General features: G+C 67.5%; 26 protein-coding genes and 1 tRNA gene. 25 read left to right on the top strand and 2 right to left on the bottom strand.

Annotation, left to right across the window (positions count from 1 at the left end; genetic code table 11):
• The 9 genes from GGQ74_RS16150 to GGQ74_RS00450 form a co-directional block, all read left to right on the top strand.
• The coding region (locus GGQ74_RS16150; protein ID WP_209280040.1) for a hypothetical protein at positions 1-264 on the top strand (264 nt) is incomplete at its 5' end.
• Positions 265-282: 18 nt separating this feature from the next.
• Positions 283-358: transfer RNA gene (locus GGQ74_RS00485), tRNA-Thr, on the top strand.
• Positions 359-1,505: 1,147 nt separating this feature from the next.
• Positions 1,506-3,143, top strand: a complete 1,638-nt coding sequence (locus GGQ74_RS00480; RefSeq protein WP_167939594.1) for a phage/plasmid primase, P4 family — start codon at positions 1,506-1,508, stop codon at positions 3,141-3,143.
• A gap of 348 nt (positions 3,144-3,491) precedes the next feature.
• Positions 3,492-4,883 carry a CHC2 zinc finger domain-containing protein gene (locus tag GGQ74_RS00475; protein ID WP_167939593.1) on the top strand — a complete coding sequence of 464 codons (1,392 nt, stop codon included), beginning with the start codon at positions 3,492-3,494 and terminating at the stop codon, positions 4,881-4,883.
• On the top strand, positions 4,880-5,569 hold the full coding sequence (locus GGQ74_RS00470; RefSeq protein WP_167939592.1) for a hypothetical protein: 690 nt from the start codon (positions 4,880-4,882) through the stop codon (positions 5,567-5,569). The genes GGQ74_RS00475 and GGQ74_RS00470 overlap by 4 nt, the downstream gene beginning before the upstream one ends.
• On the top strand, positions 5,562-7,538 hold the full coding sequence (locus tag GGQ74_RS00465) for a terminase gpA endonuclease subunit (RefSeq protein WP_167939591.1): 1,977 nt from the start codon (positions 5,562-5,564) through the stop codon (positions 7,536-7,538). The genes GGQ74_RS00470 and GGQ74_RS00465 overlap by 8 nt, the downstream gene beginning before the upstream one ends.
• Positions 7,528-7,761 carry a hypothetical protein gene (locus GGQ74_RS00460; RefSeq protein WP_167939590.1) on the top strand — a complete coding sequence of 78 codons (234 nt, stop codon included), beginning with the start codon at positions 7,528-7,530 and terminating at the stop codon, positions 7,759-7,761. The genes GGQ74_RS00465 and GGQ74_RS00460 overlap by 11 nt, the downstream gene beginning before the upstream one ends.
• Before the next feature lie 208 nt (positions 7,762-7,969).
• Complete coding sequence (locus GGQ74_RS00455; protein ID WP_167939589.1) at positions 7,970-8,887, top strand: Abi family protein; 918 nt, start codon at positions 7,970-7,972, stop codon at positions 8,885-8,887.
• 80 nt (positions 8,888-8,967) lie between these two features.
• Positions 8,968-9,621, top strand: coding sequence for a hypothetical protein (locus GGQ74_RS00450; RefSeq protein ID WP_167939588.1), 654 nt, complete (start codon positions 8,968-8,970; stop codon positions 9,619-9,621).
• 69 nt (positions 9,622-9,690) lie between these two features.
• Here the strand turns inward: GGQ74_RS00450 and GGQ74_RS00445 are convergent, their stop codons facing one another.
• Positions 9,691-10,947, bottom strand: coding sequence for a hypothetical protein (locus GGQ74_RS00445; protein WP_167939587.1), 1,257 nt, complete (start codon positions 10,945-10,947; stop codon positions 9,691-9,693).
• Positions 10,948-11,137: 190 nt separating this feature from the next.
• Between GGQ74_RS00445 and GGQ74_RS00440 the strand changes: the two genes are divergently transcribed.
• The 14 genes from GGQ74_RS00440 to GGQ74_RS00375 all read left to right on the top strand — a co-directional run bounded on the left by GGQ74_RS00440 (position 11,138) and on the right by GGQ74_RS00375 (position 20,123).
• A complete protein-coding gene (locus GGQ74_RS00440) occupies positions 11,138-11,329 on the top strand; it encodes a hypothetical protein (RefSeq protein ID WP_167939586.1) in 192 nt (63 codons plus the stop codon).
• Complete coding sequence (locus GGQ74_RS00435; RefSeq protein WP_167939585.1) at positions 11,326-12,816, top strand: phage portal protein; 1,491 nt, start codon at positions 11,326-11,328, stop codon at positions 12,814-12,816. Before GGQ74_RS00440 ends, GGQ74_RS00435 begins: the two co-directional genes overlap by 4 nt.
• Entirely contained in the window at positions 12,800-14,155 is a 1,356-nt protein-coding gene (sppA, locus tag GGQ74_RS00430; protein WP_167939584.1) for a signal peptide peptidase SppA, read from the top strand. Before GGQ74_RS00435 ends, sppA begins: the two co-directional genes overlap by 17 nt.
• 12 nt (positions 14,156-14,167) lie before the next feature.
• Positions 14,168-14,563, top strand: a complete 396-nt coding sequence (locus GGQ74_RS00425) for a DUF2190 family protein (RefSeq protein ID WP_167939583.1) — start codon at positions 14,168-14,170, stop codon at positions 14,561-14,563.
• 27 nt (positions 14,564-14,590) lie between these two features.
• A complete protein-coding gene (locus GGQ74_RS00420) occupies positions 14,591-15,559 on the top strand; it encodes a hypothetical protein (protein WP_167939582.1) in 969 nt (322 codons plus the stop codon).
• 123 nt (positions 15,560-15,682) lie between these two features.
• Positions 15,683-15,913, top strand: coding sequence for a hypothetical protein (locus GGQ74_RS00415; protein ID WP_167939581.1), 231 nt, complete (start codon positions 15,683-15,685; stop codon positions 15,911-15,913).
• Position 15,914: 1 nt separating this feature from the next.
• A complete protein-coding gene (locus GGQ74_RS00410) occupies positions 15,915-16,298 on the top strand; it encodes a D-Ala-D-Ala carboxypeptidase family metallohydrolase (RefSeq protein ID WP_167939580.1) in 384 nt (127 codons plus the stop codon).
• Positions 16,295-16,876: a 3TM-type holin gene (locus tag GGQ74_RS00405; protein ID WP_167939579.1), complete on the top strand. Its 582-nt coding sequence runs from the start codon at positions 16,295-16,297 to the stop codon at positions 16,874-16,876. The genes GGQ74_RS00410 and GGQ74_RS00405 overlap by 4 nt, the downstream gene beginning before the upstream one ends.
• Positions 16,873-17,187 carry a head-tail joining protein gene (locus tag GGQ74_RS00400; protein WP_167939578.1) on the top strand — a complete coding sequence of 105 codons (315 nt, stop codon included), beginning with the start codon at positions 16,873-16,875 and terminating at the stop codon, positions 17,185-17,187. The genes GGQ74_RS00405 and GGQ74_RS00400 overlap by 4 nt, the downstream gene beginning before the upstream one ends.
• Positions 17,184-17,756: a phage tail protein gene (locus tag GGQ74_RS00395; protein ID WP_167939577.1), complete on the top strand. Its 573-nt coding sequence runs from the start codon at positions 17,184-17,186 to the stop codon at positions 17,754-17,756. Before GGQ74_RS00400 ends, GGQ74_RS00395 begins: the two co-directional genes overlap by 4 nt.
• Entirely contained in the window at positions 17,753-18,214 is a 462-nt protein-coding gene (locus GGQ74_RS00390; RefSeq protein WP_167939576.1) for a hypothetical protein, read from the top strand. The genes GGQ74_RS00395 and GGQ74_RS00390 overlap by 4 nt, the downstream gene beginning before the upstream one ends.
• A gap of 14 nt (positions 18,215-18,228) precedes the next feature.
• A complete protein-coding gene (locus GGQ74_RS00385; RefSeq protein ID WP_167939575.1) occupies positions 18,229-19,389 on the top strand; it encodes a phage tail tube protein in 1,161 nt (386 codons plus the stop codon).
• Between the two features lie 9 nt (positions 19,390-19,398).
• Complete coding sequence (locus GGQ74_RS00380) at positions 19,399-19,893, top strand: hypothetical protein (protein WP_167939574.1); 495 nt, start codon at positions 19,399-19,401, stop codon at positions 19,891-19,893.
• The gene (locus GGQ74_RS00375) at positions 19,824-20,123 is read left to right on the top strand and encodes a hypothetical protein (RefSeq protein ID WP_167939573.1); all 300 of its coding nucleotides are present in this window, start codon (positions 19,824-19,826) and stop codon (positions 20,121-20,123) included. The genes GGQ74_RS00380 and GGQ74_RS00375 overlap by 70 nt, the downstream gene beginning before the upstream one ends.
• A gap of 1 nt (position 20,124) precedes the next feature.
• Here the strand turns inward: GGQ74_RS00375 and GGQ74_RS00370 are convergent, their stop codons facing one another.
• A complete protein-coding gene (locus tag GGQ74_RS00370; RefSeq protein ID WP_167939572.1) occupies positions 20,125-20,571 on the bottom strand; it encodes a hypothetical protein in 447 nt (148 codons plus the stop codon).
• A 63-nt stretch (positions 20,572-20,634) separates the two neighbouring features.
• Between GGQ74_RS00370 and GGQ74_RS00365 the strand changes: the two genes are divergently transcribed.
• Together GGQ74_RS00365 and GGQ74_RS00360 are read left to right on the top strand one after the other, a co-directional pair.
• Entirely contained in the window at positions 20,635-22,941 is a 2,307-nt protein-coding gene (locus GGQ74_RS00365) for a phage tail tape measure C-terminal domain-containing protein (protein WP_167939571.1), read from the top strand.
• Complete coding sequence (locus tag GGQ74_RS00360) at positions 22,941-23,879, top strand: hypothetical protein (RefSeq protein ID WP_167939570.1); 939 nt, start codon at positions 22,941-22,943, stop codon at positions 23,877-23,879. The genes GGQ74_RS00365 and GGQ74_RS00360 overlap by 1 nt, the downstream gene beginning before the upstream one ends.
• Positions 23,880-23,884: the final 5 nt, after the last annotated feature.

The raw sequence follows: 23,884 nt of genomic DNA, 5'->3' as shown, positions 1-23,884 counted from the left end.
ACCCGCAAGCCGCAAGCCGCAAGCCGCAAGCCGCAAGCCGCAAGCCGCAAGCCGCAAGCCGCAAGCCGCAAGCCGCAAGCCGCAAGCCGCAAGCCGCAAGCCGCAAGAATCCCCAAATCCCCCGCCACGCAAGCATTTCCTCAACATTTCCGGAAATTTGCAACCACACTCACCGCTTCCTCTTCCTTCCTCCCCCAAAATGCGCTACCTTTACTCCTGTCTTTGCGCATTTTTCCTCTTGACCGCCGGGATGACTTGTTTTAAGTCCTCATCTCGCGCTTAGCCAGCGTAGCTCAGTTGGTAGAGCAGCTGATTCGTAATCAGCAGGTCCGGAGTTCAAATCTCCGCGCTGGCTCCAGAGAATACAAGGGTTTACGGTCCAAAAGATCGTAAACCCTTTTCCTTTTCCTGCGTTTGTCCCACGGATAAGCGAATCTGTCCCACACCTGTCCCACGCTTTCAGGCTTACTCAACCTGGCCTGCATTCGATCATGACGCGGCCGCCCCGGCCGCGACCTTCAAGGGCACGCGTCCGCCTTTTTCTCCCCCCTCGCCCCTTATTGTAAAAACGATCCAACGCTCTAACCCCCGGACAACCGGTTATGGGTCCTCCCTAGGCTGTCCCCAGATACGGGCGCAACTGAGCGCGGGATTTTTGCGTTTGGGGGCGTGGGGTTTTTCTGAAAATCTGAAAATCGTGTTGCCACATGGCGCATGCGTGCCGAGCGTTACACCATCTCGACTGTCGGTGCTACGTGCCCATGAAGCCGGTGCGGATCGCGCGTGGCCCGTGGTGCGTGGAATTTGTCACGGCGGCGGTGGCTGGGGCGTGGTGCGTGGAATTTGTCGCGGCGGCGGTGACTGGGGCGTCGTGCGTGTGGGGTGCCTCGGCGGCGGTGGCCGGGGAGGGCCGTGTTGGAGGCGCTTCGGGTGCGGTGGGCTGGGCGAGCCGTGTGGGGTTTGTCGCGGCTGCTGTGGCTGGGGGGGGCCGTGTTGGAGGGGCTTCGGGTGTGGTGGGCTGGGCGAGCCGTGTGGGGTTTGTCGCGGCTGCTGGGGCTGGGGCGTGGTGCGTGTGGGGTGTCGCGGCGGCGGTGGCCGGGGAGGGCCGTGTTGGAGGGGCTTTGGAGGTGCGGTGGGTTGCTTTTCTCACCTGATTGGAGCCTGGCATGACTGATGATCTGCATGCCGACGGGACATTGCCCGTGATGGATGGGGACGCGCAGCCTATGCGCGAAGGGGATGGGTCGCGGGGGCGGACCGACCCACGCGGCGGGGGTGCGGCTTGTGTTGGGGCGCAAGGGGGCGTGGTGACTGACGCGAGACGTGCCGCACCACGCGAAGGTAGTGCAACGGGTGCCGCGCCCGACACCGTGGCCGATGCCGCGTCGCCTAGCGGGGGTGCGGCTTGCGTTGGGGCGCGCGAAGGGGGGGCAGCGTATGCCGCCGTCGATGCCGCGTCGCGTGGGGATGATGGGACGGGGATTCGGGCTGAGGTGGAGGCGGCTGTGGCGGCAGAGGCGGCGCAGCGCGAGGCCGAGGCTGCGGACAAGGCCGCACGGCGGCGGACGCGCGACGGGCCGCCCGTCATCACCCCGCGCGAGATCAACGAGGCCATGCGCCTGAACCAGCTGGGCGACGCCAAGCTCTTCATCCGACTGTTCGAGGGGCGCTACTGCTTCGACAACAAGGAGGAGCGCTGGTACCGCTACAACGGCACCCGCTGGCTGCCGGACACGGGGCGGCACCACTATTTTGCCGTGTGCGAGGAGCTGGCCCCGCTGTATGAGGACCGCGCGCGGGCCCTTGGCGCGGCGCTGTCGCGCTACGAAGCGGAGCACGGCGTGTGCATCGCCGCCATGCAGCGCAAGGACATCCAGATGCTGGGGCTTGGGCGCGTGGCCGCGCTGGCCGCCCGGCGCGACGCACTGAACAAGCGCGCCGCCGCCCTGCGCGACGTGGCGCGGGTGAAGAAGGTGCTGACGCTGGTGGGCGCGGGAGCCAACTCCCTCGGACTGGAGGGCGACGAGTGGAACCGCCACCCCGCCATGCTGGTATGCGCCAACACCATGGTGGACCTGGAGACGGGGCGCTCCCGCCAGCCCTCGCCGTGGGACTACATCAACATGTCCACCCCCGTGGAATGGCGGGGGCTCAACGCCGAATGCCCCGCATGGGACCACTTCCTCGATCAGGTTTTCGAGGGCAACGCGGAGCTCATCGACTACGTGCAGCGTCTGGCCGGCTACTGGCTGACGGGCTACACGAACATCCAGGAGTTCTGGTGCCTGTGGGGACCGCGCGGCCGCAACGGCAAGGGCGTGTTCTTCCGCGCCCTGCGGTCCATCATGGGCGACTACTACACAACGGTGCCCGTGGAGCTGCTGCTGGATCAGGGCAAGGCGGGCAACTCCAGCGGTCCGCGTCAGGACCTGGTGAACCTGCGTTTCAGGCGGCTGGGCGTGGCCTCGGAATCCAAGAAGACGGCCAAGTTCTCCGACGCGGCCATCAAGATGCTCACCGGCGGCGACCCCATCCCCTGCCGGGGGGTGTACTCGTCGGAGCAGATCGAATTCATCCCCGAGTGCAAGCTGCTGTTCGCCACCAACCGCATTCCCACCGTGGACGGCGGCGATCAGGCCTTCAAGCAGCGCCTGCGCGTGATCCCCTTCTACTGCCAGTTCCTGCCCGGCATCACCGACCCCGAAAAGAAAATCTTCCCCATGGACCGCATGCTGGAGGAGACGCTCAATACGCCAGCGGAGTTGTCCGGAAGGCTCGCGTGGGCCGTACGCGGGGCCATGCGGCTTTTAGGCGACGGCATGCGCCTGCCGCCACCCGCCATCGTGGTGCAGGAGACCGACGAATACATGGACGCGCAGGACCTCGTGGGCGAGTTCCTTCGCGAGTGCGTCGAGATCACCGACGGGGAGGGAGGGCGCAAGACCATGGTCTCGCACATGTACGCCTCGTTCCGCCACTGGTGCCAGCAGGAGAAGAGCATGGCCGAGAAGTTCGTGCCCTCGCACGTGGTGTTCGGGCAGGACCTCAAGGGCAGGCCCGAGCTGCGGCGCGTGTCGCCCATCAACAAGGTGTTCTACGCCGCCGTGGTGAAGCCGGAGCATGAGCCTCCGGCCGAGGGCTAGGAACCTCGAAGGCGCGAAGGGAGGTCGAAGCAGATGACGAAGACACCGAAAACCAGACGGGGCAAGCCTTTCCTCTCTTTCCTTATTCTCTTCTTCGACCCTTAGTTATTTATAAGGAAAAAGAAAAAGAGAAGAAAAAATAAGAGAAAGAGAAAAGGCATAGAGAAAGAGAGTGTCACCCAAAAAACGCCGAAGGCACGAAGCCATGATGAAAACACACGAATACCGGGCATTTTCGCTCCGCTCGATGGTCGAAGCACCTTCGAAGCCCACCACGAAGGTCGAAGGCCCCGCTCCGCGCTTCGACATCTGGCGCGGCCATGCGTGCGTCCGGGGGGAGAGGTAGCCATGGGTGCGGCAATGGACTGGCTGGGACCGGAGGGCTGCCGCGCCGTGGCGCTGGACATCCTGACCCGCCCGCAGCTGGCGCGGGAGCGCGGCGGCGAGATATGGGCGGACTGCCCCTTCCATGCGGAGCGCACGCCGGGCAACGCCTTTTCGTACAACTGGACCAAGGATGTGGCGCAGTGCCTGAGCTGCGGCACGGCCGCCGACCTCATCGGCGTGTACAACGCGGCGCACGGCCGCGAGCCGGACGACGCGTTGGGCTTCGCGGAGTTTCGCCAGACCTACGCGCCAAGCGCCCCGGCGGGTCGCCCCGCCCCGCAGCCCAGACGCCGCGCGCGGCGCGAGGATGCGCCACGCTGGACCCCGAGGCAGGCCGGGGACCCCTGCGAGGACTGGAGCCGCCACGCCGCGCAGTTCGTGGAGCACAGCATGCGACGGCTGGAGTCCGCGCCGGAGGTGGCGCGGATGCTGGCCGGATGGGGCATCGACATGGACACGGCCCGCGCCTGCCGCATGGGCTGGAACGAGCGCGACAAGTTCCCACCCGTGACCTCGTGGGGACTGCCCCACGCCACGGGCCGCACCGGCGGCGAGGCGAAGATCTTCCTGCCCGCCGGGCTGGTGATCCCCTACGCGCCGGGCGGGCGGGTGGTGAAGATCAAGATCCGCCGCAGCGGCGAAGGGGCCGACCCGCGCTACTGGCACGTCAAGGGCGGGTACTGCGGGTTCCACGTCTACGGGCGGCCCGAGTGGCGGGTGTGGGTGATCATCGAGACGGAACGCGACGCGGCCATGGTCTGGCGCTTCGTGCGCGGCATGGGCGTGGGGACCATGGCCACCGGCTCGGCATCGGCCCGGCCCGACGAACGCGCGGCGGGCGTTTTGCGCGGGGCATCGTGCATTCTCAACGCGCTGGACTACGACGGCGCGGGCCGCGCCAACGCGGGCTGGTGGGAGGACGAGTTTCCGCAGAGCCTGCGCTGGCCCGCTCCGCCGAGCCTCGGCAAGGACATCGGCGACGCCGTGGGCCACGGGGTGGACGTGGCCGCGTGGGTGCGGGCGGGGCTGCCCTCGCACGTGCGCCGCGAACTGGAACGCCTGACGCGCCCGGCGCAAACGCCGCCCGCAGTGCCCAGCGCCGGGCAGCGGCCGGAGCCGCAGGAGCTGCCACCGGCCGTGCGCGAGCTGCGCGGGCTGCTGGCGCGGGCCGAAGGCCGGGCGCGCATCGTCAAGCACGCGGACGGCGGGCTGGAGCTGTGCTGCGCGCCCGGCTGGCGCGGCACGCCCGAGGGCTGGGAGCTGTCCGGCAGGATTTCACGCCTCGTGTTCATGGGTCCGGACGAGGTGCTGCGGTGGATCGAAGCGGACCCGCGCGGGAGGATCACGGGATGAGCGACATTCTGGAAAATGTGCATCAGGTGCACCAGCATCTGGCGGAACAGGGCTGGCAGTGCAGCTACAACAAGGTGGCGGCGGACATCCGGCGCGGGGTGCTGACGCCGCGCCGGGGCGGCGGATTCTCCATGCGCGCCGTGGAGACCTACGCCGTGGCGCATCTGGTGCGGCGGGTGGACGCGGACCCGACGCAGGACAGGCCGCTGGCCTGCGACGAGGACGGCGAAACCGAGGCGCAGGGCGTGGCCACCCGGCGCGGGCTGGCCCACGCCCTGAAGCTGGAGACGCAACAGAAGCGCGAAGCCCTGCGCCTGCAACAGGACCTCGGGCTGCTGGTGGAGACGGCCACCGTGGAGGGCGAGCTGGCGGCGCGGGCCAAGGCCTTTCGCCTGGGACTGGAGGCCTTCGGGCAGGACGCTGCCGAACGCGTGGCGGCGGTGTACGGCGGCGACGAGGACAGCGCCCGCGCCCTGTGCGAGACGCTGGGGCTTGGCCCGGAGATGGTGCCCGTGGCCGTGGATTTCGCCCACTCGCGCACGCCGCAGCTGCGCAGGCTGTGGGCCTCCATGGTGGAGGATTTTCTGGACCCCTACGCCACCGGCGCGTGGTGGACCGAGCCGATGCGCGAAGCGTGGGAGAAGTGCGCGAGCGCGCGGCAGGCCGGAGGCGACCATCATGAATAGCGCCGCCCTCGCCCTCGTCCCCGCGCCCTTTGCGGCCACGGCGGCCGAACGCGCCGTGTTCCGCCGCAGGCCGCGCTTTTCCACCTACCAGTGGGCGCGCGGCACGCTGCGGGTGGCCGCCGGACCCTACAAGGGCAAGCTGTGGCGTGCGGACGTGGCCCCCTACGCGCGGGCCATCATGGACGCCTTCGACGCGCAGCACGTGCGCAAGCTGTTCATCGTTGCGCCGTCGCAGACCACCAAGACCACCATCGCCTACGCCTGCCTGCTGGCCGACCTGTGCCGCGAGATGGGACCGGCCGGCATCGGCATGCCCGACGAGAAGGCCCTCAAGCGCAAGTTCGGCGAGACCATCGCCCGCTACGTGCAGCACGTTCCCGCCCTGCGCGAGCAGCTCCACGCGGACCCGCGCCGCGCCATCCAGAACGCGCGCATTGAGTTTCGCGGGGGCGACGGCATCTACGGCATGTGGGCCGGGTCCGAGGCGCAGATGTCGTCCGTATCCATGCGGGTGGTGGTCATCGACGAGGAGGACGCCTATCAGGACCCCGGCTCGGTGCAGACCATGGAGGAGCGCGTGACGGCCTACGAGCACATGGAGACGTCCAAGATTCTGCGCGTGAGCAAGCCGCGCGGACTGTCCGAGGCCTCCACCATCTGGCGCGACGCCTGCCGCGAGGCGCAGGTGTTCTACCGCTACGCCGCGCGCTGCCCGGCCTGCGGCGAGCTGGAGATCATGGACGACGCGCGCATCCGCGTGGTGGCGAGCGAGCGCGAGGCCATGGCCGCCCTGCCACGCGAGGAACGGGCGCAGGAGATCAGGCGGCGGGGGCTGGCGCGCTACGAGTGCTCGCACTGCGGATTCGGCTGGACGGACGAGACGCGCAACCTCGCCCTGCGGCGCGGGCGCTGGCTGCCCGGCCACGTGCGCGACGACGCATGGCAGCCCTGCGACGCGCCGCAGCGCCCGAGCGTGGTGGCCTTTCACCTGCGCAGTTGGGAGACGGTGCTGGTGTCGCTTTCTGCCGTGCTGCACGACTGGTTTCTGGCGCAGGGCGATCCGCGCCGCCTCCAGAACTACGACAACAACCGCCGCGCCGTGCCCTGCCGGGTGGTGACGCGCGAGACCCCGGCCTCCGCCGTGATGGCCATGGTGGACGAGACCCTGCCGCGCGGCACCTGCCCCGCCGAGACGTGGGCCGTGACCTGCGGCGTGGACGTGCAGATGCTGGGCTGCTGGTACGTGGTGCGGGCGTGGGCGCGCGACGGGCGCAGCTGGCTGGTGGACTGGGGCTTCCTGCCGGGTGGATTGTCCGAGGCCGAGGAGGTGCTGCTGCCGAAGCTCTACCCGGTGCAGGGACGCGAGGGCGTGCTGGCACCCATCTGGCGCACGGCGGTGGACACGGGCGGCGGCAGGGACGGCAACCCGCACGGCTGGTCCAAGACCGAGGAGACCTACGCGTGGCTCCAGCAGGCCATGCCGCAGTGGCCGGTGTTTGGCGTGAAGGGCGCGCGGCGGGAGATGCCCGTTGCCGTGCGCGCCACGACATGGGGCAACCAGCCCGGCCAGCCGCAGCGCTTCCAACTGTTCGCGGGGCGCATCGTGGGCTACCTGCTGGACACGGCGGCCTTCAAGGACCGCATCCACGCGCGGCTGTCCCCCTCGGCCACGGCCTCGGCCATGCATCTGCACGCCGAGGCCGAGCGCGGGGAACTGGCCGAATATGTGAAGCAGGTGACCGCGGAGCGCAAGCGCGTGGACAAGGGGCGCGAGGTGTGGGAGGCCGGAGGCCGCGCCAACCATCTGCTGGACTGCGAGGTCTATGCCGCCGCCGCGGCGGACCCCATGTGGACGCCCGCCATGCGGCTACTGCCCGAGGCGGCCCTCGTGCTGCCGCCGGACGCCGTCCGCCACGCAAAGCGCCAGTCCCGGCTGGCCGGACTCAGGAGGTCCCCCTTTGGAAACTAGAATACCCATCGACGTGGTGCGCGAGATCGTGCGGCGGGTGCAGCATGCGGCGGTGGCGGACTTCTCGCCGCGCACGGGCGTGGTCTGCCCGGTGTGCGGGGGGCGGCTGACGCCGGGCCGGCTGGGGGTGACCAAGTCCCTACCGTGGTGCGGACGGGTGCGCGAGCGCTACCACCGCTGCGGCCACTGCGGGGCGCGGTTCAAGAGCGTGGAGGAGGGATGAGGGGAATGGGGCTTGAAGAAGGATAGAATCTGCGATATTACCTTGCCGGATATTCGGATTCGTGCGTCTTCCCGGTTTGCGCGGCGTTCGTGTTGACATGTTAACGGCGACCTGATAGGTAAAACGCATCCATACGGACAATACCTACTGCCCCAGGCCGCGAGCCTATAATATCGAATGAGGGGCGGTAGGTTTTTTTTATTGTCCAATGAACTACGACAAGCCCGCCCTTACCCTCGACGACCAGCTCGCGCATCTGCGCGGCAAGGGTCTGCACATCCCGGACGAGGACCGCGCCAAGCGCTACCTCACCACCATTGGCCTGTTTCGGCTCAAATCGTACGCTCCGCCCTTCCACGCCAAGGGGAACAAGGTTTTCGCGCCGGGGACCACCTTCGACGATCTCCTCGATCTCTACATCTTCGACAGAAAGCTTCGCGCGCTGGCTCTGGATGCGCTGGATCGCATTGAGATAGCCGTTCGTAGCGTCATTTCCAACACCATGAGCACTCGGGAGGGCGCGCACTGGTTTCTGGAAAGGGACTGCTTCGATTCGAGGTTTTCGAGTCCGAACGGAGACGGCGGGAAGTCACGCTTCGAGCTTTTCATCAAAGAACTGCGCAGATGCACCCGTGCGGACCGTGACGAGGCGCATCCTGCCTGTCGCCACTATTTCGAAACTTATGAGACTCCAGGACTGCCCCCGTCATGGATCGTGGGCGAGGTGGCGAGCATGGGCGTGTGGTCGCGCGTGTATTCCGCCCTGCGCAGAACGAAATACAAGAAGCTCATCGCCGGCACCTTCGGCTTCGACCACAAAGATTTCGGGGGCTGGATCCACGAGCTGTCCATTCTGCGCAACCAGTGTGCGCACCACCAGCGCATCTGGAACAGAAGCCTTCCACCCAAGGCCCGAAACGTGGACGCGTATACCCACCCGAAGATTGCCCCGCACACGCCCTACGCGAAGTTCGCCATGATCTACGCCATGCTGTGCGCCTTTACCAACGACAGCGAGTGGAACAGGAAGTTCCACGCTCTGGTGGAAGCAAGCCCGGTGGACATGCATGCGGCGTCCGGTTTTCCGCAGGGGTGGGAACGGGAAGAATTCTGGAGACTTGGGTAGCTGGGCGACGAGGATACGTGCAGAAAGCTGGCACTTATCCTTGGAAAAATCCAATTGAATGACACGGCCTGGAGACCTAAATGGAAAACGATATGATCAAAGTCCTCTCGGAATGGGTGCGCTCACTGAGCGCATGGAAGAAGATGCCCAAGGGAATCAAATGCCTGCTCATACCAATTGGCATATTGGGATACATCATCACGAGCGTCTTGGATAAAGTCAGCGATAAGATTGTTGATAACTACTGGGATGGTTTCGTGCTGACGCTTCAAGAGATTCCACAGATTTTTTCCGACGTGCTCGGCACCACGTATGTAGTCCCGCTTTATGGAATACTACTCGTTGCGCTTGCAGCCCCCACGATATGGTGTGTTTGTCGATATTTGATAAAGCATTGGCTGGACTCGAGACGGAAAAAACCAAAGACGTTCCGCGACTACACAGAAGACAAAATATATAAGGTGAAGTGGACGTGGAATTGGCATCCATGGGAAAACGAAATCCAGGATCTGACCGCGTATTGCCCAAAGTGTTCTGGAGAAATCATCACAATTGCGGAACAAGTCAATGGCCATGCAGCATATTCACTACAATGCACACATTGCAAGCAAAAATACCAAAGATTTGAAATAGAAAACCAAGAATACACAGATAAAAATAAAGCTTGGCGAATTTGCAAAGACTCATGCAAAAAGGAAATTGAACGTAGGATTCGCGCTGGTAAGTTCACTTGACGAACACCCAAACGCTCCCCCTTCACACATGCGGCCCCCGGCAGATGCCGGGGGCCGTATGCTTTTCATCTATTGCTGAGATTTCCTGAAGGCCTGAATGGCATAGTCGATGAGTTCCTTCAGCGCGTCGCCGCCGAAGCGGATGGTCCTCTCTTCGCCTCTCTTCCTGTTCGCTGGTTTGCAGAAGTATGCCTTGGAAAGTTCGGCCTTCAGCGTGTCCGCCTTGTCCTTGTCCAATCCACTGAGATAGGGACCAAGGGCGGCCAGTTCGAGTTGTTTTCTGCGGTATTCGCGGCCAACGGCAAAATGGAGGGACGATTCCTTGGCGCAGTACACGAACGGGATGAGCAGCACGACGATGGCGGAAAACATGTTGTAGTACTGGGCAGGAGGCAACACCTGTGCGAAGTAGAAAATAAGCGCCAGCACGTAGCCAACCAGAGCGCCGCAGCAACCCACCGCCCACCAGCGCCAAGACCGACCGCTTTGTATCTCCTGATCGGCCTTTACCGAAAATTCCGTGACGAGCGTACTGGCGCCAGCGGCAGCGGACAGGGCGTCTATCTCCGCACATTTTTGGGTGATATGCTCGGCATCCTGCCTTGCCTGAGCGATGTATTGCGTCAGTTCCTCGACACGAGCCGTCGTGTCCCTCTCGAACGTGCTACGGATATCCGTGATATGGTCCAGCAGCTTCTTGTCGTTGGCCGCTATGGCAGCGTCGAACTTCGGATCGTAGGCGTTTGGCACGGCTTCCAATTGCTGGACTCTGTTCTCAAGGTGCTTCGTGTATTCTTCCAATCTCCCTAGCGAGAATTTGGACGTTTCCAATCCGCTGCGAGCCTCTTTGAGATAGTTGTGCAGCGTTTTTTCGCAGGTCGCAATGTCACCGGTTAATTTCGCATTGTATGCGTCTTGCGACCCCTCTACGTGACCGATTCTGTTTTCGATCTGCTTTGTGAAAGCATTCAACTCGGCCAGTGTCCGAAAAACCTCCGCAGTGAACCCGATTTGTGTCTGGACTTTGATCTGACTCTCAATAGACGCGAGAATTGCTTCAAGTTCTTCTCGTGGACTGACATTTTTGGGCTGTGATGCCGGCATGCCTTCATTGATATAGTCGACGATGCCAAACAATGGCGCGCTTCGTATGAGGCATTCTGGGTTCATGGCAAGAGATTGCATCACTTTGTCGAGCTTTATGCGGAGGTTATTGGCTTGCATTGGTTTGCCTACATACAAACCAGCCTTGTGTTTTGCTATCTGAAGCAGAAGGTTAGCTGCTTCAGCAGCGCTGATAAGTAGGGGCCGCATATTCTCGCTCATTCGTGCCTCGCTCGTGTCGAATATGGTATGGTATCAGTACGGAATCGTTGCATAATCCTTCCAGAACCGAAAATCTAGCCCCCCTTCCCCCCTAGGACATTCCTGCCTCTAGGAATGGGCATATTGCGCGCCCCCGGTGCGCAGGGTGTATAGCGGCCTCGAAGTACACTCTGAACATCCGGAGGAATGCATGGCGCTTACCCTTGAACAGGCCGAACGGGCCATTGCCGAGATTCTGGAGAGCGGGCAGGCCTTTACCGGGGATGGGGTGACCTATACCCGCGCGGACCTTGGGCGGCTGCAGGAGCTGCGCCGCCAGCTGGTGGCGGAGGCCTCCGGGTCCATTCTGTCCCGCGCGCGCTTCGGCAGGCCCCGGCGATGAACGCGTCGCGCACTGCCCCCATGCGCGGGCGGCATGCCGTGCGTCACGGCGCGGCCCGCACGGGGACCATGTCCAACTGGACGAACTCCATCGTCACCCGGCGGCTGGCAGAAATGCAGCGCAGGCAGGTGGAGGACCGCGCGCTGGACCTCTACACCAACGACGCCATGGCCCACGGCCTGCTGGAAGGGCTGACCGCCGAGGGCGTGGGCATTGGCCTGACGCCCCAGCTGGCACCGGACGCCGAGTGGCTGGGCCTGTCCGACGCGTGGCGGCACGAGTTTCAGCGCGCCGGGGCCAAGCTCTTCGAGCGCTGGGGGATGGACTGCCGTTTCTTCTGCGATGCCCAGCGCCGCCTGAACTTCTACGGCCTGCAGGCGCTGGCGTGGTTCAACTGGCGGCTGTTCGGCGTGGGCCTGTTTCAGGTGCTGGCCGACGACGACCCCATGAATCCCCTGCCCCTGTCCGTGCTGCCCCTGGACCCCATGCGCCTGTCCGACCCCGCACCCGGCACCCGCGCCGAGGTCTGCGACGGCGTGGAGATAGACCACGACGGCCGCCCCGTGGCGGTGCACCTGTCGCGCGCCATGGGCCAGCCCGCCGTGCGCGTGCCCGTGCGCGACGAGGCCACCGGCCTGCCGCGCGTGCTCATGGTGTGCGACGTGCGCAACGTGGGCGAGTACCGCCAGGACTCCATCCTCGGCTCCATGATCAAGGAGCTGCGCGACAACAAGGATTTCGTGGACGCCGCGCTGGTGCGCACCCTCATCGCCAACATGTTCGTGATGAACCTCCAGCACGTGAGCGCGGGCGGCAGGCTCGGCAACTCGTGGGACGAGCGCTACGAGGAGCTGGAGCAGGCCATCCTGCTGCACACCGGGCCGCAGGAGGACGTGCGCTTTCTCTCCAACGACGCGCCGGGACCGAACTACGAGAAGATGTTCGACTCCATCGTCAAGCGCCTCGGCATGGCCACCGGGCGCGGCCCGGAGAACGTCTCGCGCGAGTACAAGGCCAGCTACTCGGCCAGCCGGGCGAGCATGAACAAGTCCGAACAGCTCACCGAGACCGAGCAGCACCTTGTGCTGAACCCGCATTTCAACCAGCCGCTGCTGGCGTGGATGCTCTACGCCGGGGCCGTGCGCGGCCTCGTGCCCGTGGCGGACCTCGGGCACATGCGCGCCAACCTGCACGACTACACCCGCGCCCAGTGGCTGCCCCAGCCCCCCAAGCACATCGACCCCCTCAAGACCGCCAGCGCCAACAAGGTCAACCACGCCATCGGCGAGCGCAGCTACCGCGACGCCTGCGCCGAGCAGGGCAAGGACTGGCAGGAGGCCCTGCGCCAGCGGGCCGAGGAACGGGCCTTCATCCGCGATCTGGAAGACGAGTACGGCGTGAGCCTCGGCCTGGGTGCCGGGACCGCGCCCGCCGCACGCACCCAATCCGCAGCCGACGAGGAGACGGAACATGCCGAGGACGAATAGGGCCGTCATGGAATTGAGCACGCGCTTCTGGGCGCTGCACCCGGACAAGCTGGCCGCCGTGGCCGATTTCGTGGCCGCGCAGTTGGGCGGCACGCAGCCGCCCGTGGCCGCGCGCGAACTGTTTGGCCCCGGCGAGGGCGGCGGAACGGACCTGCGCGCCTATGAGCTGCGCGACGGCGTGGCCGTGATTGCGGTGACAGGCGTGATGGAGCGCAGGATGAACCTGTTTCAGGCCATAAGCGGCGGCACCAGCTCGCAGCAGATCGCCTCGCGCATCCGGCAGGCGGCGGACGACGGCGCGGTGTGCGGCATCCTGCTGGACATCGACAGCCCCGGCGGCAGCGTGTTTGCCGTGGAGGAAATAGCCGAGGCCGTGCGCCACGCCCGCGCGAGCAAGCCCGTGGTGGCGCACAGCTACGGCATGATGTGCTCCGCCGCCTACTGGGTGGGAGCCACCGCGCAGCGCGTGGTCATCGGCTCCAACGCCGAGGTGGGCTCCATAGGCGTGGCCTATGTGCACTACGACCGCTCCGAGCAGGACCGCGCCGCCGGCGTGCACCGCACGGTGATGACCGCCGGGCGCTACAAGCGTGTCGCCTCCGACGCCGCGCCCCTCTCGCGCGAGGGGCAGGACTACCTGCAGTCGCAGCTGGACGCCTACTATTCGCTGTTCGTGGACGCCGTGGCCGAGGGCCGGGGCGTCCATGTGGAAACCGTGCTGGCCGACATGGCCGACGGCCGCACCTTCATCGGTGCCGAGGCCGTGCAGGCCGGGCTGGCCGACGAGATCGGAAACCTTGAAACCGCCCTGGCGCTGGCCAGGGGCGAAAGGAGGGAGCGCACCATGCCCGACAAGGCAGCAGCGCACACGCCCGAGGCTCCCGCAGCCGGGGCGAGGAACGCATCCGCAGCGACGGACGCGCACACCGTGGACACGCTTCGTGCCGCGCATCCGGACCTCGTGTCCGCCATTGAGGCGCAGGCAGCCGCCACGGCCACCGCAGCCGAACGCGAGCGCGTGCTGGAGATCATGAAGGCCGGGGCCGGGGCGGAGCTGACCGCCGACGCCGTGGCCAAGGGCCTGCCCCCGGAGGCGACCTACAAGGCCATGGTCCTGCACGCGCGCGAGGCCGCCGCCAGCGCCGAGGCCGACCTGCGCGCCAGCCTTGGCGGCAGCGCCGGGCAGGTGCCGCAGGACAAGGGCGGCAACAGGGACTTCATGGCCGTGGCCCGCGCCCGCGCCACGGCCGACGGCATTTCCATCACTCGGGCCATGAGCCTCGTGGCGCGCGAGGAACCCGCCCTGCACGCAGCCTATGTCGAGCGCTGCGGAAAATAGAGGAGACACGACATGCCCTATACCGACGGACCCCGCATGACCTTCGTCGCCGCATCCGGCGGCGTTGGCCCGTGCAAGCTGTGCCGCATCAACACCAGCGGCGAGGCGGAATACGCCAGCGCCTCGTCCGCCGACGAACCCGTCGGCGTCACCGAATACCTCGCCGACGCAGGGGAAAACGTGAGCCTCAAGCTGCTCAACGCCGCGGGCACCGTGGTGGTCGAGGCAGCCGGGGCCATCCCCCTTGGCGCGGTGGTCTACGCCGCCACCCTCGGACGCGTGCAGGCCCTGCCCGCCGTGGCCGGGAGCTACCGCCGCGTCGGCATCGCCATGGAAGCCGCGTCCGAGGCCGGGGAGCGCATCGAGATCATGCCCCACGGCTACACCGACACCCGAACCGTCAGCTAACCATCGAGCACCGGGAGGAACACACCCATGCCCCATCCGCAGACCACCAACGCCATCCGCCGCCCGGACCTCGAACAGGTGGCCATGGAATTCACCACGGACGACACCCGCCGAGGCTACATCGGCAGGCTGGTGCTGCCGATCTTCCCCACGCGGGTCAAGACCGGGCAGTATCCGACCATCCCGGCCAAGGCGCTGCTGTCCATGCCCCGCACCGAGCGCGCCCCGCGCTCCGCCTACAGCCGGGACGACTTCCCCTACGACTTCAAGGAATTCAACTGCCGCGAGAACGGCTTCGAGGAGCCGGTGGACGACTCCGAGGCCGCCATGCTGGCCACCTACTTCGACGCGGAGAGCGTGGCCACCACGCGCGCCACGGGCATCATCGAGCGCGTGGCCGAAAAGCGCATCGCCGACCGCGTCTTCAACGAGACGACCTTCCGCACCGAGAGCGTGGCCAAGGGCTGGCTGGACCCCGCAGGCGCGGACCCGCTGGCCGACGTGAACGCGGGCAAGACCGCCATCGAGGACGCCACGGGCCTTGCCCCCAACGCCCTCATCATCAACCGCGAAATCTTCCGGGGGCTTGGCGTGTGCGACGCCGTGGTGGACCGCATCAAGTTCTCCAACCCCAACGTGGTGCGCGGCGAGTTGTCCGCGCCGCTGCTGGCCCAGTACTTCGGCGTGGATCGCGTCATCGTGGCGGGCGGCGTGTACGACTCGGCCAAGGCCGGAAAGGGCGTCAGCCCCGCCAGAATCTGGGCCAGCACCTACGCCATGCTGGCCGTGCTGTCGGACGGCGGGCTCGACCTCAAGGAGCCGTGCCTCGGCCGGACCTTCGCATGGGAGACCGACGGCGGCGCGCTGAGCGTGGAGACCTACCGCGACGAGAATGTGCGCTCCAACGTGGTGCGCGCACGGCAGCACACCGACGAATGCATCACCATGTCCCTTGCGGGCTACCTGCTCAAGGGCGTGAACGCCAAGGCCGCATAGCACCTCCCTGCCTCCCTCCAAGTCCCCGGCCCGCACGCCCTGCGCGGGCCGGGGGCGAGGCGGGCGGGCGCTGCGGGCGCTGCGCTTCCCGCCTCGCAAGAACCACTGACCCACGGAGCGGCCATGCTGCTGACCCCACTTGAACTGTTCTTCGGCTCGACGCTCGTGTCCGTGTTCACGGCCTTCGGGGTACGGGCGTGCATGGCGCGCCAGTTCGTAACGCGCGAGGAGTTCCGGCGGCTGGAGAAGACCATGGGCGTGTTCACCCCCATGGTGCGCGCGCTCATCGTCTACAGCGACAAGATTCCAGACGAGACGAAGGCGGAACTCTTGAACGGAAACGGGAGGGACTGACATGAAGGAATTCTTTGCGGACTCCGAGCTGGCCTGCACCTGCTGCGGGCTGGTGCACATGCACCCCGAGACGCGCGCGCGGCTGAACGTGGCGCGCGAACTGGCGGGCATCCCCTTCATCCTGACCAGCGCCTGCCGCTGCGAACGGCACAACGCCGAGGTCGGCGGCGCGCAGGATTCCGCGCACCTCGCCAGTAGCACGCGCGAAGCCCACGCCGTGGACATCCGCGTGCGAAATAGCCGCGAGCGCTTCCTCGTGCTGGGCGGACTCATCGCCGCAGGCTTCACCCGCATCGGCGTTGCCAAGGACTTCATCCACGCCGACGACGACCCGGACAAGGACCCGCGCGTGGCGTGGCTGTACCCGGCCAGGGGGCGGGCATGAACTGGGCCGACGTGGGCAAGCGCCTCCTCGGCATGGGACTGCCGCTGCTTGGCACGGCCATCGCCGGACCCGGCGGTGCGGCTGTCGGCGGCATGGTGGCCAGCGCCCTCGGGCTGGCCGAGAGCGAGCCGCAGGCCGTGCTGGCCGCCATCGACGGCGACGCGGCAGCGGCCATGACGGCCCTCTCCCGCGTTGAGGAGGACCACCACTTCGAGCTGGAGCGGCTGTCCATCGTCAGTGCCACCGAGGATATGCGCACAGTGAACGGGACCATGCAAACCGAGACGCGCTCCGAGGACACGTGGTCCCGCCGCTGGCGACCGTTCTGGGGCTTCTGCTCCGCGCTGGCGTGGAGCGCCATGGCCTGCGCCATCGCCTACGGCATCGCGCGCGGCACGAGCGCCGACGTCATCGCCGAACTGCGCAACGTCCCGGAAACCTTCTGGCTCATCCCGCTGACGATCCTTGGCGTGGCCAGCTACCACCGTGGACGCAAGCAGCGCATCGAGGCGGGCGAACAGAGCACCCCGAGCGTGCTGGACCGCCTGTCCCGCCGCTGGTTCGGAGGTGCCAAATGAACGCCGCCACGGTCATGGACGCCGTCTTCGCGCAAACGGGGCGCGCGGCGCTCTACCGGGCGGACCCGGCCGCTTGCGGCCTTGAGGTCACCGTGCGCATGGAGCACGGCGGACGCGACGCATCCGGCGGGGAGGCCGTGATCAAGGTCCGCGTGAGCGAGGTGCCCGCCGAGCCGCGAAACGGCGCGCTGTTCGTGGTGAACGGGCAGACCTACACCGTGGCCGGCATCTGCGCGGCACCCCAGACCACGGCCCACGTGTGGGCCTGCGCCTGCGTCACTGGCCGTCTCGCGGCATGGAGGCAGGCATGATCATCGACCCCGCGGCATCAACCCGCGACATCCGGCGCGTGCAGAAACTGCTGGGCACCATGGACCGTGGACTCGACAAGGTGGCCGCGCGCACCGCCAACAAGGTGGCGCAGGGCGCGCGTACCGACGCCGTACGCCTCATCCGGCAGGACGTGGCCCTGTCCGCCCGCGACATCCGCAACGCGTTTGTCATCCACAAGGCCACGTGGACGCACCCCGTGGCCGAACTGTCCGGTTCCGGCCGCCGCAGCGCGGGGCTGGACCACTACCCCACCCGGCCGGGTGCCTCGGCCGCCACACGCCCCAGGCGCGGCGTGTCCGTGAAGATCAAGACCCGCCTGCCGCACAAGACCGTGCGCGGCTCGTTCTGGATGCCCACGCGGGGCGGCGCGCGGCTGCTCGTCAAACGTACGGGGGGCAAGCGGCTGCCCGTGAAGCGGCTCTACGGCCCGTCCATGATGACCTACTACCGCCGCGAATCCCTGCAACGCCGCCTGCGCCGCCGCATAGGCGACAGACTGGCGCGCGTCTACGTCCAGGAACTCAACAACCTCGTGAGGCAGACATGAACCTGAACGACATCGTCGTGACCATGGCCGCCGCCATCGCCCGCGACGCGGACATCGACCGACTGTGCGCCGAAACGTGGGGGACCACCCTCACCGTGGTGGCCGGGTACGAACCCGGCGCAGGCCCGGAGCTGGACGAGGCCCCGGTGGTGCAGATCGCCACGGATGACCGCTCGCGCTCCGCCAACCTCGTGGACCGCGAACACCTCGTGCTGGTGGGGGTGTTTTCCCCTGCGGGCGTGTGGGTCACCGCGCCCGAGGGCTACCGCTGCCAGACCGGACGCGCCGCCCATGAGCGGCTGGCCGAACTGGTGGAGCGCACGGCCACCTCCGCACTGGTGGCGGCCGACATCCCGACCACCCCGGTTCCCGCCCCGCCCGACCGCCAGTGGCCGGGCGGAGGCGGATTCGGCGCATTCTACGGCTACGCCATTTCCTACCACGACCCCATCCACTGATCAGGAGGCACCACATGTTGTTTCGCGACAAGCTCACCACCCGGCAGGCGCTGTTCGCCAAGATCGAGACCACCTACGGCGAGGACGCCGCACCGACGGCGGCCGACGCGCTGATGATGCTCTCCGGCGCCACCGTGAATCCGCAGGGCGAGGCCGTGGCCAACGACCGCATCTCGTCCACGCTCTCGCCCGTGGCGCATGTCAACGGCAAGCTGCAAAGCGGCTACACGGGACGCCACGAGCTGCGCGGCGGCGGCCTCGACGGCACCGCGGTACGGCGTCCGGAGACCGACGCCCTGCTGCGCGCCTGCGCCATGCGCGCCGAGGCCGTGGTCTTTGTGCCCACGGCCTCGTCCCCGGCAGACTTCACGCCCGGCGAGGGTGTCTCCGGCGGATCGGGTTCGGGCACGCTGGTGGCCGTGGTCAACGCCCACGGCGTGACCGGGCTGCTCCTCGACGCCGTGACCGGCGCGTTCGCCGAGGCCGACACCCTGACCGGCGCGGACAGCGCCGCCACCTGCGCCGCCTCGGCCGCGCCCCTCACCGGCTGGCAGTACCGCCCCACGTCCGAGGCCGGGGACATGGAATCCGCCACCCTACACGTCTATCTGGACGGCCACCGCCACGCCCTGCCCGGAGCGCGGGGAACGTTCAGCCTTGAACTGCCAAGCGCCGCGCCCGGCATCTTCAACTTCACCCTGTCCGGGCGCTACGTGCGTCCGGTGGAGGCCACGCAGCCCGTGCCCGCGTTGGATGCGACCCTGCCGCCGCTGGCCGTGGCCATGGGGCTGACCGTGGGCGGCTACGCGCCGCACGGCGTGACCAGCCTGAGCTTCGAGCTTGCCAACACCGTGACCCGCGACGAGGACTTGAACGCCCCCGACGGGGTGCGCGGCTTCAGCGTCACGGACCGCACGCCCACCGGAACGCTGGACCCCAAGGCCGACAGCCTCGACAGCGACAATCCCTTTGCCGCGTGGGAGACGGGCGAGACGGCGCGCATTCAGGCGCTGGTGGGCAGCCGGGCCGGGAACCGGGTGCTGGTGCTCGCGCCAGCGGCCCAGCACGCGCAGGCCCCGGCCTATGCGGACCGCGAGGGACGCACCACCTACACCCTGAACTTCGAGCTGAAGGGCGTGGCGGGCGACGACGAACTGCGGCTCATCTACTTCTAGGAGCACGAGATGGACGACGTGAAGCGCTACGACATCGGCGGGACGGTCTACGAGCAGCGCATGCCCGTGCTGGGGCAGCTGATGGAACTGGCCCGGCTGTTCACCAGCGTGGACATGGCCACCGTGCGCGACGAGGCGGCCTTCGCCAGCGCGCTGGGGCAGGCCCTGCCGCGCTTTCTGGCCATCGTGCTGGTGCCCGAGGGCACCCGCGCGCACCGGCGGGACATGGACGCGCGGGCCGAGACCATGGCCGAAAACTGCACAGGCACCACTGCGCGGGACGTGGTGCGCGATTTTTTCGACTGGCCCGGCGTGCTGGAGGAGATGAGCGCCATGGGCAGCGCGCGCACCGCGCTGGGGACCATGCTGGCCGCAGCGGCGAAGGGCCGGGAATCGGCTGGGACGAGCTGGCCGGACACGTCGAGCGCTGGACCGTGCTCCTCGCCAGAGGAGACATCACCAGACGCGAGCGCGTCCTGTGGGGCGTGCGGGCCGACGAGGTAGGCCCATGGCTGGAGCACGCGCAGCGCGAGGAACTGTTCCGGGAGGCCGTGCTGGCCTTTCTGGGCGTGGGCCGGGCAGAGGCCGCCCCACCCCCGGCGCAGCCCCGTCAGGATGTCGGCACCGCGTGCGGCGGACGCCGCGTGGGCGAATGCGCGCTGGTTTTCGGGACGGGGCTGGCGCTGGCGTGCAGCTCGTGCGGGACGGACTACGAGCGCCGGGGCGGGCGATGAATCAGGGCTGGACCGGAGCGTCGATTGCCTGCGGGCAGGGATATTCCTCCGGCGTAACCTGCGCGCCGCAGAAGCGGCAGACCGTGGCCTTGCGCCGGATAAGCTCCGCGCAGTGCGGGCATTCGCGGCGGCCTTTCTCCCACTCCTCGCGCGCGCACCTGTCGCGATCGGCCCGCATGGCCGCGCGTTCCTCGGCCTGCCGACGCGTCGCGGCCGGGCTGCAGAATCCGCTGGGAGCGTCGCCCTCGTCGTCCTCGTCGATGGGGAACGGGGCCGGGGAAGGAGCCTGCGACTTCGGCGGCAGCGTACGCAGGCAGGCCAAGACGGCAACGGCGATGAGTCCGAATATGCATCCGAGCAGGAACCAGCCTATGCGGCTGCGGTTCTTGGACCCGGCGATGAGTGCGGCGATGATGCCGCAGACGAGCATGACGGCGAACAATCCCATGTGAGCCTCCTTTGCGCATCGGGTAGCAGATTCCAACAGAATAGCCAATATGCGGAAGGCACCATGACCACACGCGAAGAGCGCATTGCCCTTGTCATTCAGGCGCAGAACAGAACGTCCACGGAATTGAAAAAAATCGTCAGCGACCTCGGAAACGTGGAGAAGGGAACCCGCAAGGCCATGGATGCGCAGTCCCGCTTCGGCCGGGCCGTCGCCACGGCCAGTTCCGAGGCAGGCGGAGCCGTCAGCGGACTGGCGGCCGAGGCCGGGGCGCTGGGCAGAATTCTCGGCAGTTTCGGATCCGTGGGCCTTGGCGTGGCGGCCGCCATGGGGGCCGTGGGCGCGGCCGTTTCGGCGGGAACCATGTCCTTTGCCGAGTGGGACAGGCGACTGCGCAGGACCGAGGCCCTGATCCGGGCCACGGGCAGCGCGGCCGGGCTGTCGGCCGACGAACTGGACGACTTCGCACGCTCGCGCGATCTGGCCACGCTGGGCGACCGCGACGCCATCATGGACGCCGTCAACGTGATGCTGACCTTCAAGAGCGTGCAGGGCGAAACCTTTCGGGACGCCATTATGCTGGCGCAGGACATGTCCGCCACCTTCGGGCAGGACCTGCGCGGCGCGGTGACCATGCTCGGCAAGGCGCTGGAGGACCCGGTGGCCGGGCTGAACGCCATGCGCCGCGTGGGCGTGAGCTTCACCGAACAGGAAAAGAGCCTCATCCACGCCATGCTGGAGGCCAACGACGTGGCCGGTGCGCAGGCGCTGATTCTTGGCGTGCTGCGCAATCAGGTGGGCGGCGCGGCCGAGGCCGAGGCCGGCGGGCTGTGCGGCAGCATCGACACCCTGAACTACCGCTGGCGCGAATTTCTGGAGACCCTCGAACAGACGGAACTGGCCACCTCGGTCATCGACGGCCTGAGCACCGCGCTGGAGGCGGTGGCCGAAGGCATACGCGGCACGCGTCGCGAAATGATCAGGGCGCAGGCGCAGGCCAACACCGGACTGCGCCCCCCGGAGGGGGCGGGCGGCATTCTCGGCGGCATAGGCGTGATGCCCCACGTGCGCATGGGGCTTTCCGCCCCGCTGGGTGAGGGGCAGGACCTGCTGGAGCGCATGACCATGCGGGACAAGGCCTTTTCGCGCGCCTTCGCCCGTGCGGCGACTCCTGCCCCCGGCGGCGACGCCGCAGCTCCCGACGCGGAGCGCACCGGGCATGCGGCCAAGCGCCTGCGCGACGAACTGGCCGCCCTGACCATGAGCGCACGGGAGCTGGACCTGTACCGGCTGGACAGGAAGATCGAAGACTACCGCGAGGCACTTGGCGCGATGACGCCGGAACTGGCCGCCTTCGAGCGCGAGGCGCGACGGGGCATCGAACTGGCGCATCTCATGGACGCGAAGGAGCGCGAGGCCCTCAATTCCCACCCCTACGAGGCCCGGCAGGACGCCGAGACCAAGGCCTTTGCCGCCGCGCTGGCGCAGCGCACGTCCGCCCTGGAGGACTTCGGGCGCGAGTACGACCGCCTGACCCTTGGCGAGACGACCATGGCCATCGAGGCGGCGCAGGCGCAGGCCCGCGTGTGGGAGCAGGCCGGGGCGGACCGGGTGAAGGTGGCCGAGTGGGTCCGCCTGCGCATCGACGAGATCAACGACAGGAGCAAGGGCGGCAAGGGCGGCAAAGGCGGAGACGACGGGGACGGGCTGGGGGCGCTCTGGTCCTCCGACCTCGACACGATGCAGGCCGGGGCCACCAAAGCGCTCAAGAGCTACGCCGAACAGGCCAAAGGCCTGGCCGACATCACCGAGCAGGCCGTGGGCGGCGGCTTGCGCGGCGTCGAAGACGCACTGGTGAGCGTCTGCACCACGGGCGAGCTCGCGTGGAGCGATATGATCTCCAGCTGGGCCGCCGACCTCGCCCGCATGCTCATCCAGCAGCAGATCACCGGGCCGCTGGCCGCGCTACTTGGCGGGGCGTCCCCCGGCGAGGCCGGGGGCATCGTGTCCATGTTCGCGGGGCTGTTCCACTCCGGCGGCGTGGTCGGCGAGGGCGGCAGTGCGCGCGGCGTGGACCCCGGCGTGTTCCTCTCGGCGCGGCGCTACCACAGCGGCGGGCTGGCCGGGCTGGCCCCGGACGAGGTGCCCGCCATCCTGCGCAGGCGCGAGGAGGTGCTGACCACCGCCGACCCGCGCCACCGCGACAACATCGGCCACGCGCAGGCCGAGCCGCCGCAGGTCAACGTGCGCGTGGTCAACGTGGTGGACGAGCGGGACACCGCAGCGGGCTACCTCGGCAGCGCGCACGGCGAGCGCACGGTCATGAACATCATCCGCAAGAACCGTCAGACGCTCAGGGAGATCATGTAATGGCCTACACGACAGGCGAGGCGACGAGCTACAAGGACCTGCTGGTCACGCTCAAGGATTTTGCGGTGGCCAGCGGCTGGACCTGCCTGCGCCACGCGCAGGGCACCGGGGACGAGCCGGACGAGCTGATTTTGCGCAGTTCCGGGACCGGGGCGGAGCAGGTGTTTGTGGGCATGGCGACCGAGGCAAACAGCGCGGGCGGGCGCAACTGGCGGCTGCAGGGCTTCACGGGATTTTCCCCGGAGCTGACCTTCGACGCGCAGCCCGGTGCCTACGGCGACCCCGCGCACTGCCCACGGCTGTGTCTGCTCGACGCGGGGCTGCGCTACTGGTTGTTTGTGTCCGCGCGGCGCATCATCGTTGTCGCCAAGGCCTCGACGACCTACCAGATCGGCTACCTCGGCCTGATCCTGCCCTACGGCCCGCCCTCCAGCCTGCCCTATCCGCTGCTCGTGGGCGGCTGCGGCTGCATGCCCGACGCCGTGTGGTCCGCGCAGACGGACAGCAATACACCATTCTACAACGCCTCGTTCTCGGCCCCCACAGTCTACGCACGGCCGGACTTCTCCTCCGGCCTGCTGCTCCTCGGCCAGTGGCGCAACATCCTGCACCGCTGGAAACGCGCCAGCGACAGCTCCTGGACCGAGGACCGGACGCTCGGCCTGTGGCCGTGGTCCCTGCCTGCGGCATCGAGCTATTACGCCACGTTTGCGACCCTGCGCGGGAACCTCGACGGCTCCCTGCCGTTGCTGCCCGCCATCCTCTGCGCGGGCGCGCCCAACCGCAACCTCTACGGCGAACTGGACGGCATGCGCGCCGTGCCGGGCTACGGCGTCGCGGCCGAGGACACCATCACCACGCCGGACGGAACCTACATCGTGTTCTCCGGTTCCCACACCACGGACCGCGCGGCCTTCGTCGCCGTCAGACAGGAGTAGCCGCC

The organism is Desulfobaculum xiamenense (assembly GCF_011927665.1).
In the GTDB taxonomy this organism is placed as follows: Bacteria; Desulfobacterota; Desulfovibrionia; order Desulfovibrionales; family Desulfovibrionaceae; genus Desulfobaculum; species Desulfobaculum xiamenense.
Note: the sequence above shows the minus strand (reverse complement) of the source record. Positions and strands in the feature narration are given on the sequence as shown.

What these genes read in the sequence shown, in the direction of transcription:
- GGQ74_RS00475 (WP_167939593.1), top strand. Translation starts at nt 3,492, where the DNA reads ATGGGTGCGGCAATGGACTGGCTGGGACCGGAGGGCTGCCGCGCCGTG.
- GGQ74_RS00470 (WP_167939592.1), top strand. Translation starts at nt 4,880, where the DNA reads ATGAGCGACATTCTGGAAAATGTGCATCAGGTGCACCAGCATCTGGCG.
- GGQ74_RS00465 (WP_167939591.1), top strand. Translation starts at nt 5,562, where the DNA reads ATGAATAGCGCCGCCCTCGCCCTCGTCCCCGCGCCCTTTGCGGCCACG.
- GGQ74_RS00455 (WP_167939589.1), top strand. Translation starts at nt 7,970, where the DNA reads ATGAACTACGACAAGCCCGCCCTTACCCTCGACGACCAGCTCGCGCAT.
- GGQ74_RS00450 (WP_167939588.1), top strand. Translation starts at nt 8,968, where the DNA reads ATGGAAAACGATATGATCAAAGTCCTCTCGGAATGGGTGCGCTCACTG.
- GGQ74_RS00445 (WP_167939587.1), bottom strand. Translation starts at nt 10,947, where the DNA reads ATGAGCGAGAATATGCGGCCCCTACTTATCAGCGCTGCTGAAGCAGCT.
- GGQ74_RS00440 (WP_167939586.1), top strand. Translation starts at nt 11,138, where the DNA reads ATGGCGCTTACCCTTGAACAGGCCGAACGGGCCATTGCCGAGATTCTG.
- GGQ74_RS00435 (WP_167939585.1), top strand. Translation starts at nt 11,326, where the DNA reads ATGAACGCGTCGCGCACTGCCCCCATGCGCGGGCGGCATGCCGTGCGT.
- sppA (WP_167939584.1), top strand. Translation starts at nt 12,800, where the DNA reads ATGCCGAGGACGAATAGGGCCGTCATGGAATTGAGCACGCGCTTCTGG.
- GGQ74_RS00425 (WP_167939583.1), top strand. Translation starts at nt 14,168, where the DNA reads ATGCCCTATACCGACGGACCCCGCATGACCTTCGTCGCCGCATCCGGC.
- GGQ74_RS00420 (WP_167939582.1), top strand. Translation starts at nt 14,591, where the DNA reads ATGCCCCATCCGCAGACCACCAACGCCATCCGCCGCCCGGACCTCGAA.
- GGQ74_RS00415 (WP_167939581.1), top strand. Translation starts at nt 15,683, where the DNA reads ATGCTGCTGACCCCACTTGAACTGTTCTTCGGCTCGACGCTCGTGTCC.
- GGQ74_RS00410 (WP_167939580.1), top strand. Translation starts at nt 15,915, where the DNA reads ATGAAGGAATTCTTTGCGGACTCCGAGCTGGCCTGCACCTGCTGCGGG.
- GGQ74_RS00405 (WP_167939579.1), top strand. Translation starts at nt 16,295, where the DNA reads ATGAACTGGGCCGACGTGGGCAAGCGCCTCCTCGGCATGGGACTGCCG.
- GGQ74_RS00400 (WP_167939578.1), top strand. Translation starts at nt 16,873, where the DNA reads ATGAACGCCGCCACGGTCATGGACGCCGTCTTCGCGCAAACGGGGCGC.
- GGQ74_RS00395 (WP_167939577.1), top strand. Translation starts at nt 17,184, where the DNA reads ATGATCATCGACCCCGCGGCATCAACCCGCGACATCCGGCGCGTGCAG.
- GGQ74_RS00390 (WP_167939576.1), top strand. Translation starts at nt 17,753, where the DNA reads ATGAACCTGAACGACATCGTCGTGACCATGGCCGCCGCCATCGCCCGC.
- GGQ74_RS00385 (WP_167939575.1), top strand. Translation starts at nt 18,229, where the DNA reads ATGTTGTTTCGCGACAAGCTCACCACCCGGCAGGCGCTGTTCGCCAAG.
- GGQ74_RS00380 (WP_167939574.1), top strand. Translation starts at nt 19,399, where the DNA reads ATGGACGACGTGAAGCGCTACGACATCGGCGGGACGGTCTACGAGCAG.
- GGQ74_RS00370 (WP_167939572.1), bottom strand. Translation starts at nt 20,571, where the DNA reads ATGGGATTGTTCGCCGTCATGCTCGTCTGCGGCATCATCGCCGCACTC.
- GGQ74_RS00365 (WP_167939571.1), top strand. Translation starts at nt 20,635, where the DNA reads ATGACCACACGCGAAGAGCGCATTGCCCTTGTCATTCAGGCGCAGAAC.
- GGQ74_RS00360 (WP_167939570.1), top strand. Translation starts at nt 22,941, where the DNA reads ATGGCCTACACGACAGGCGAGGCGACGAGCTACAAGGACCTGCTGGTC.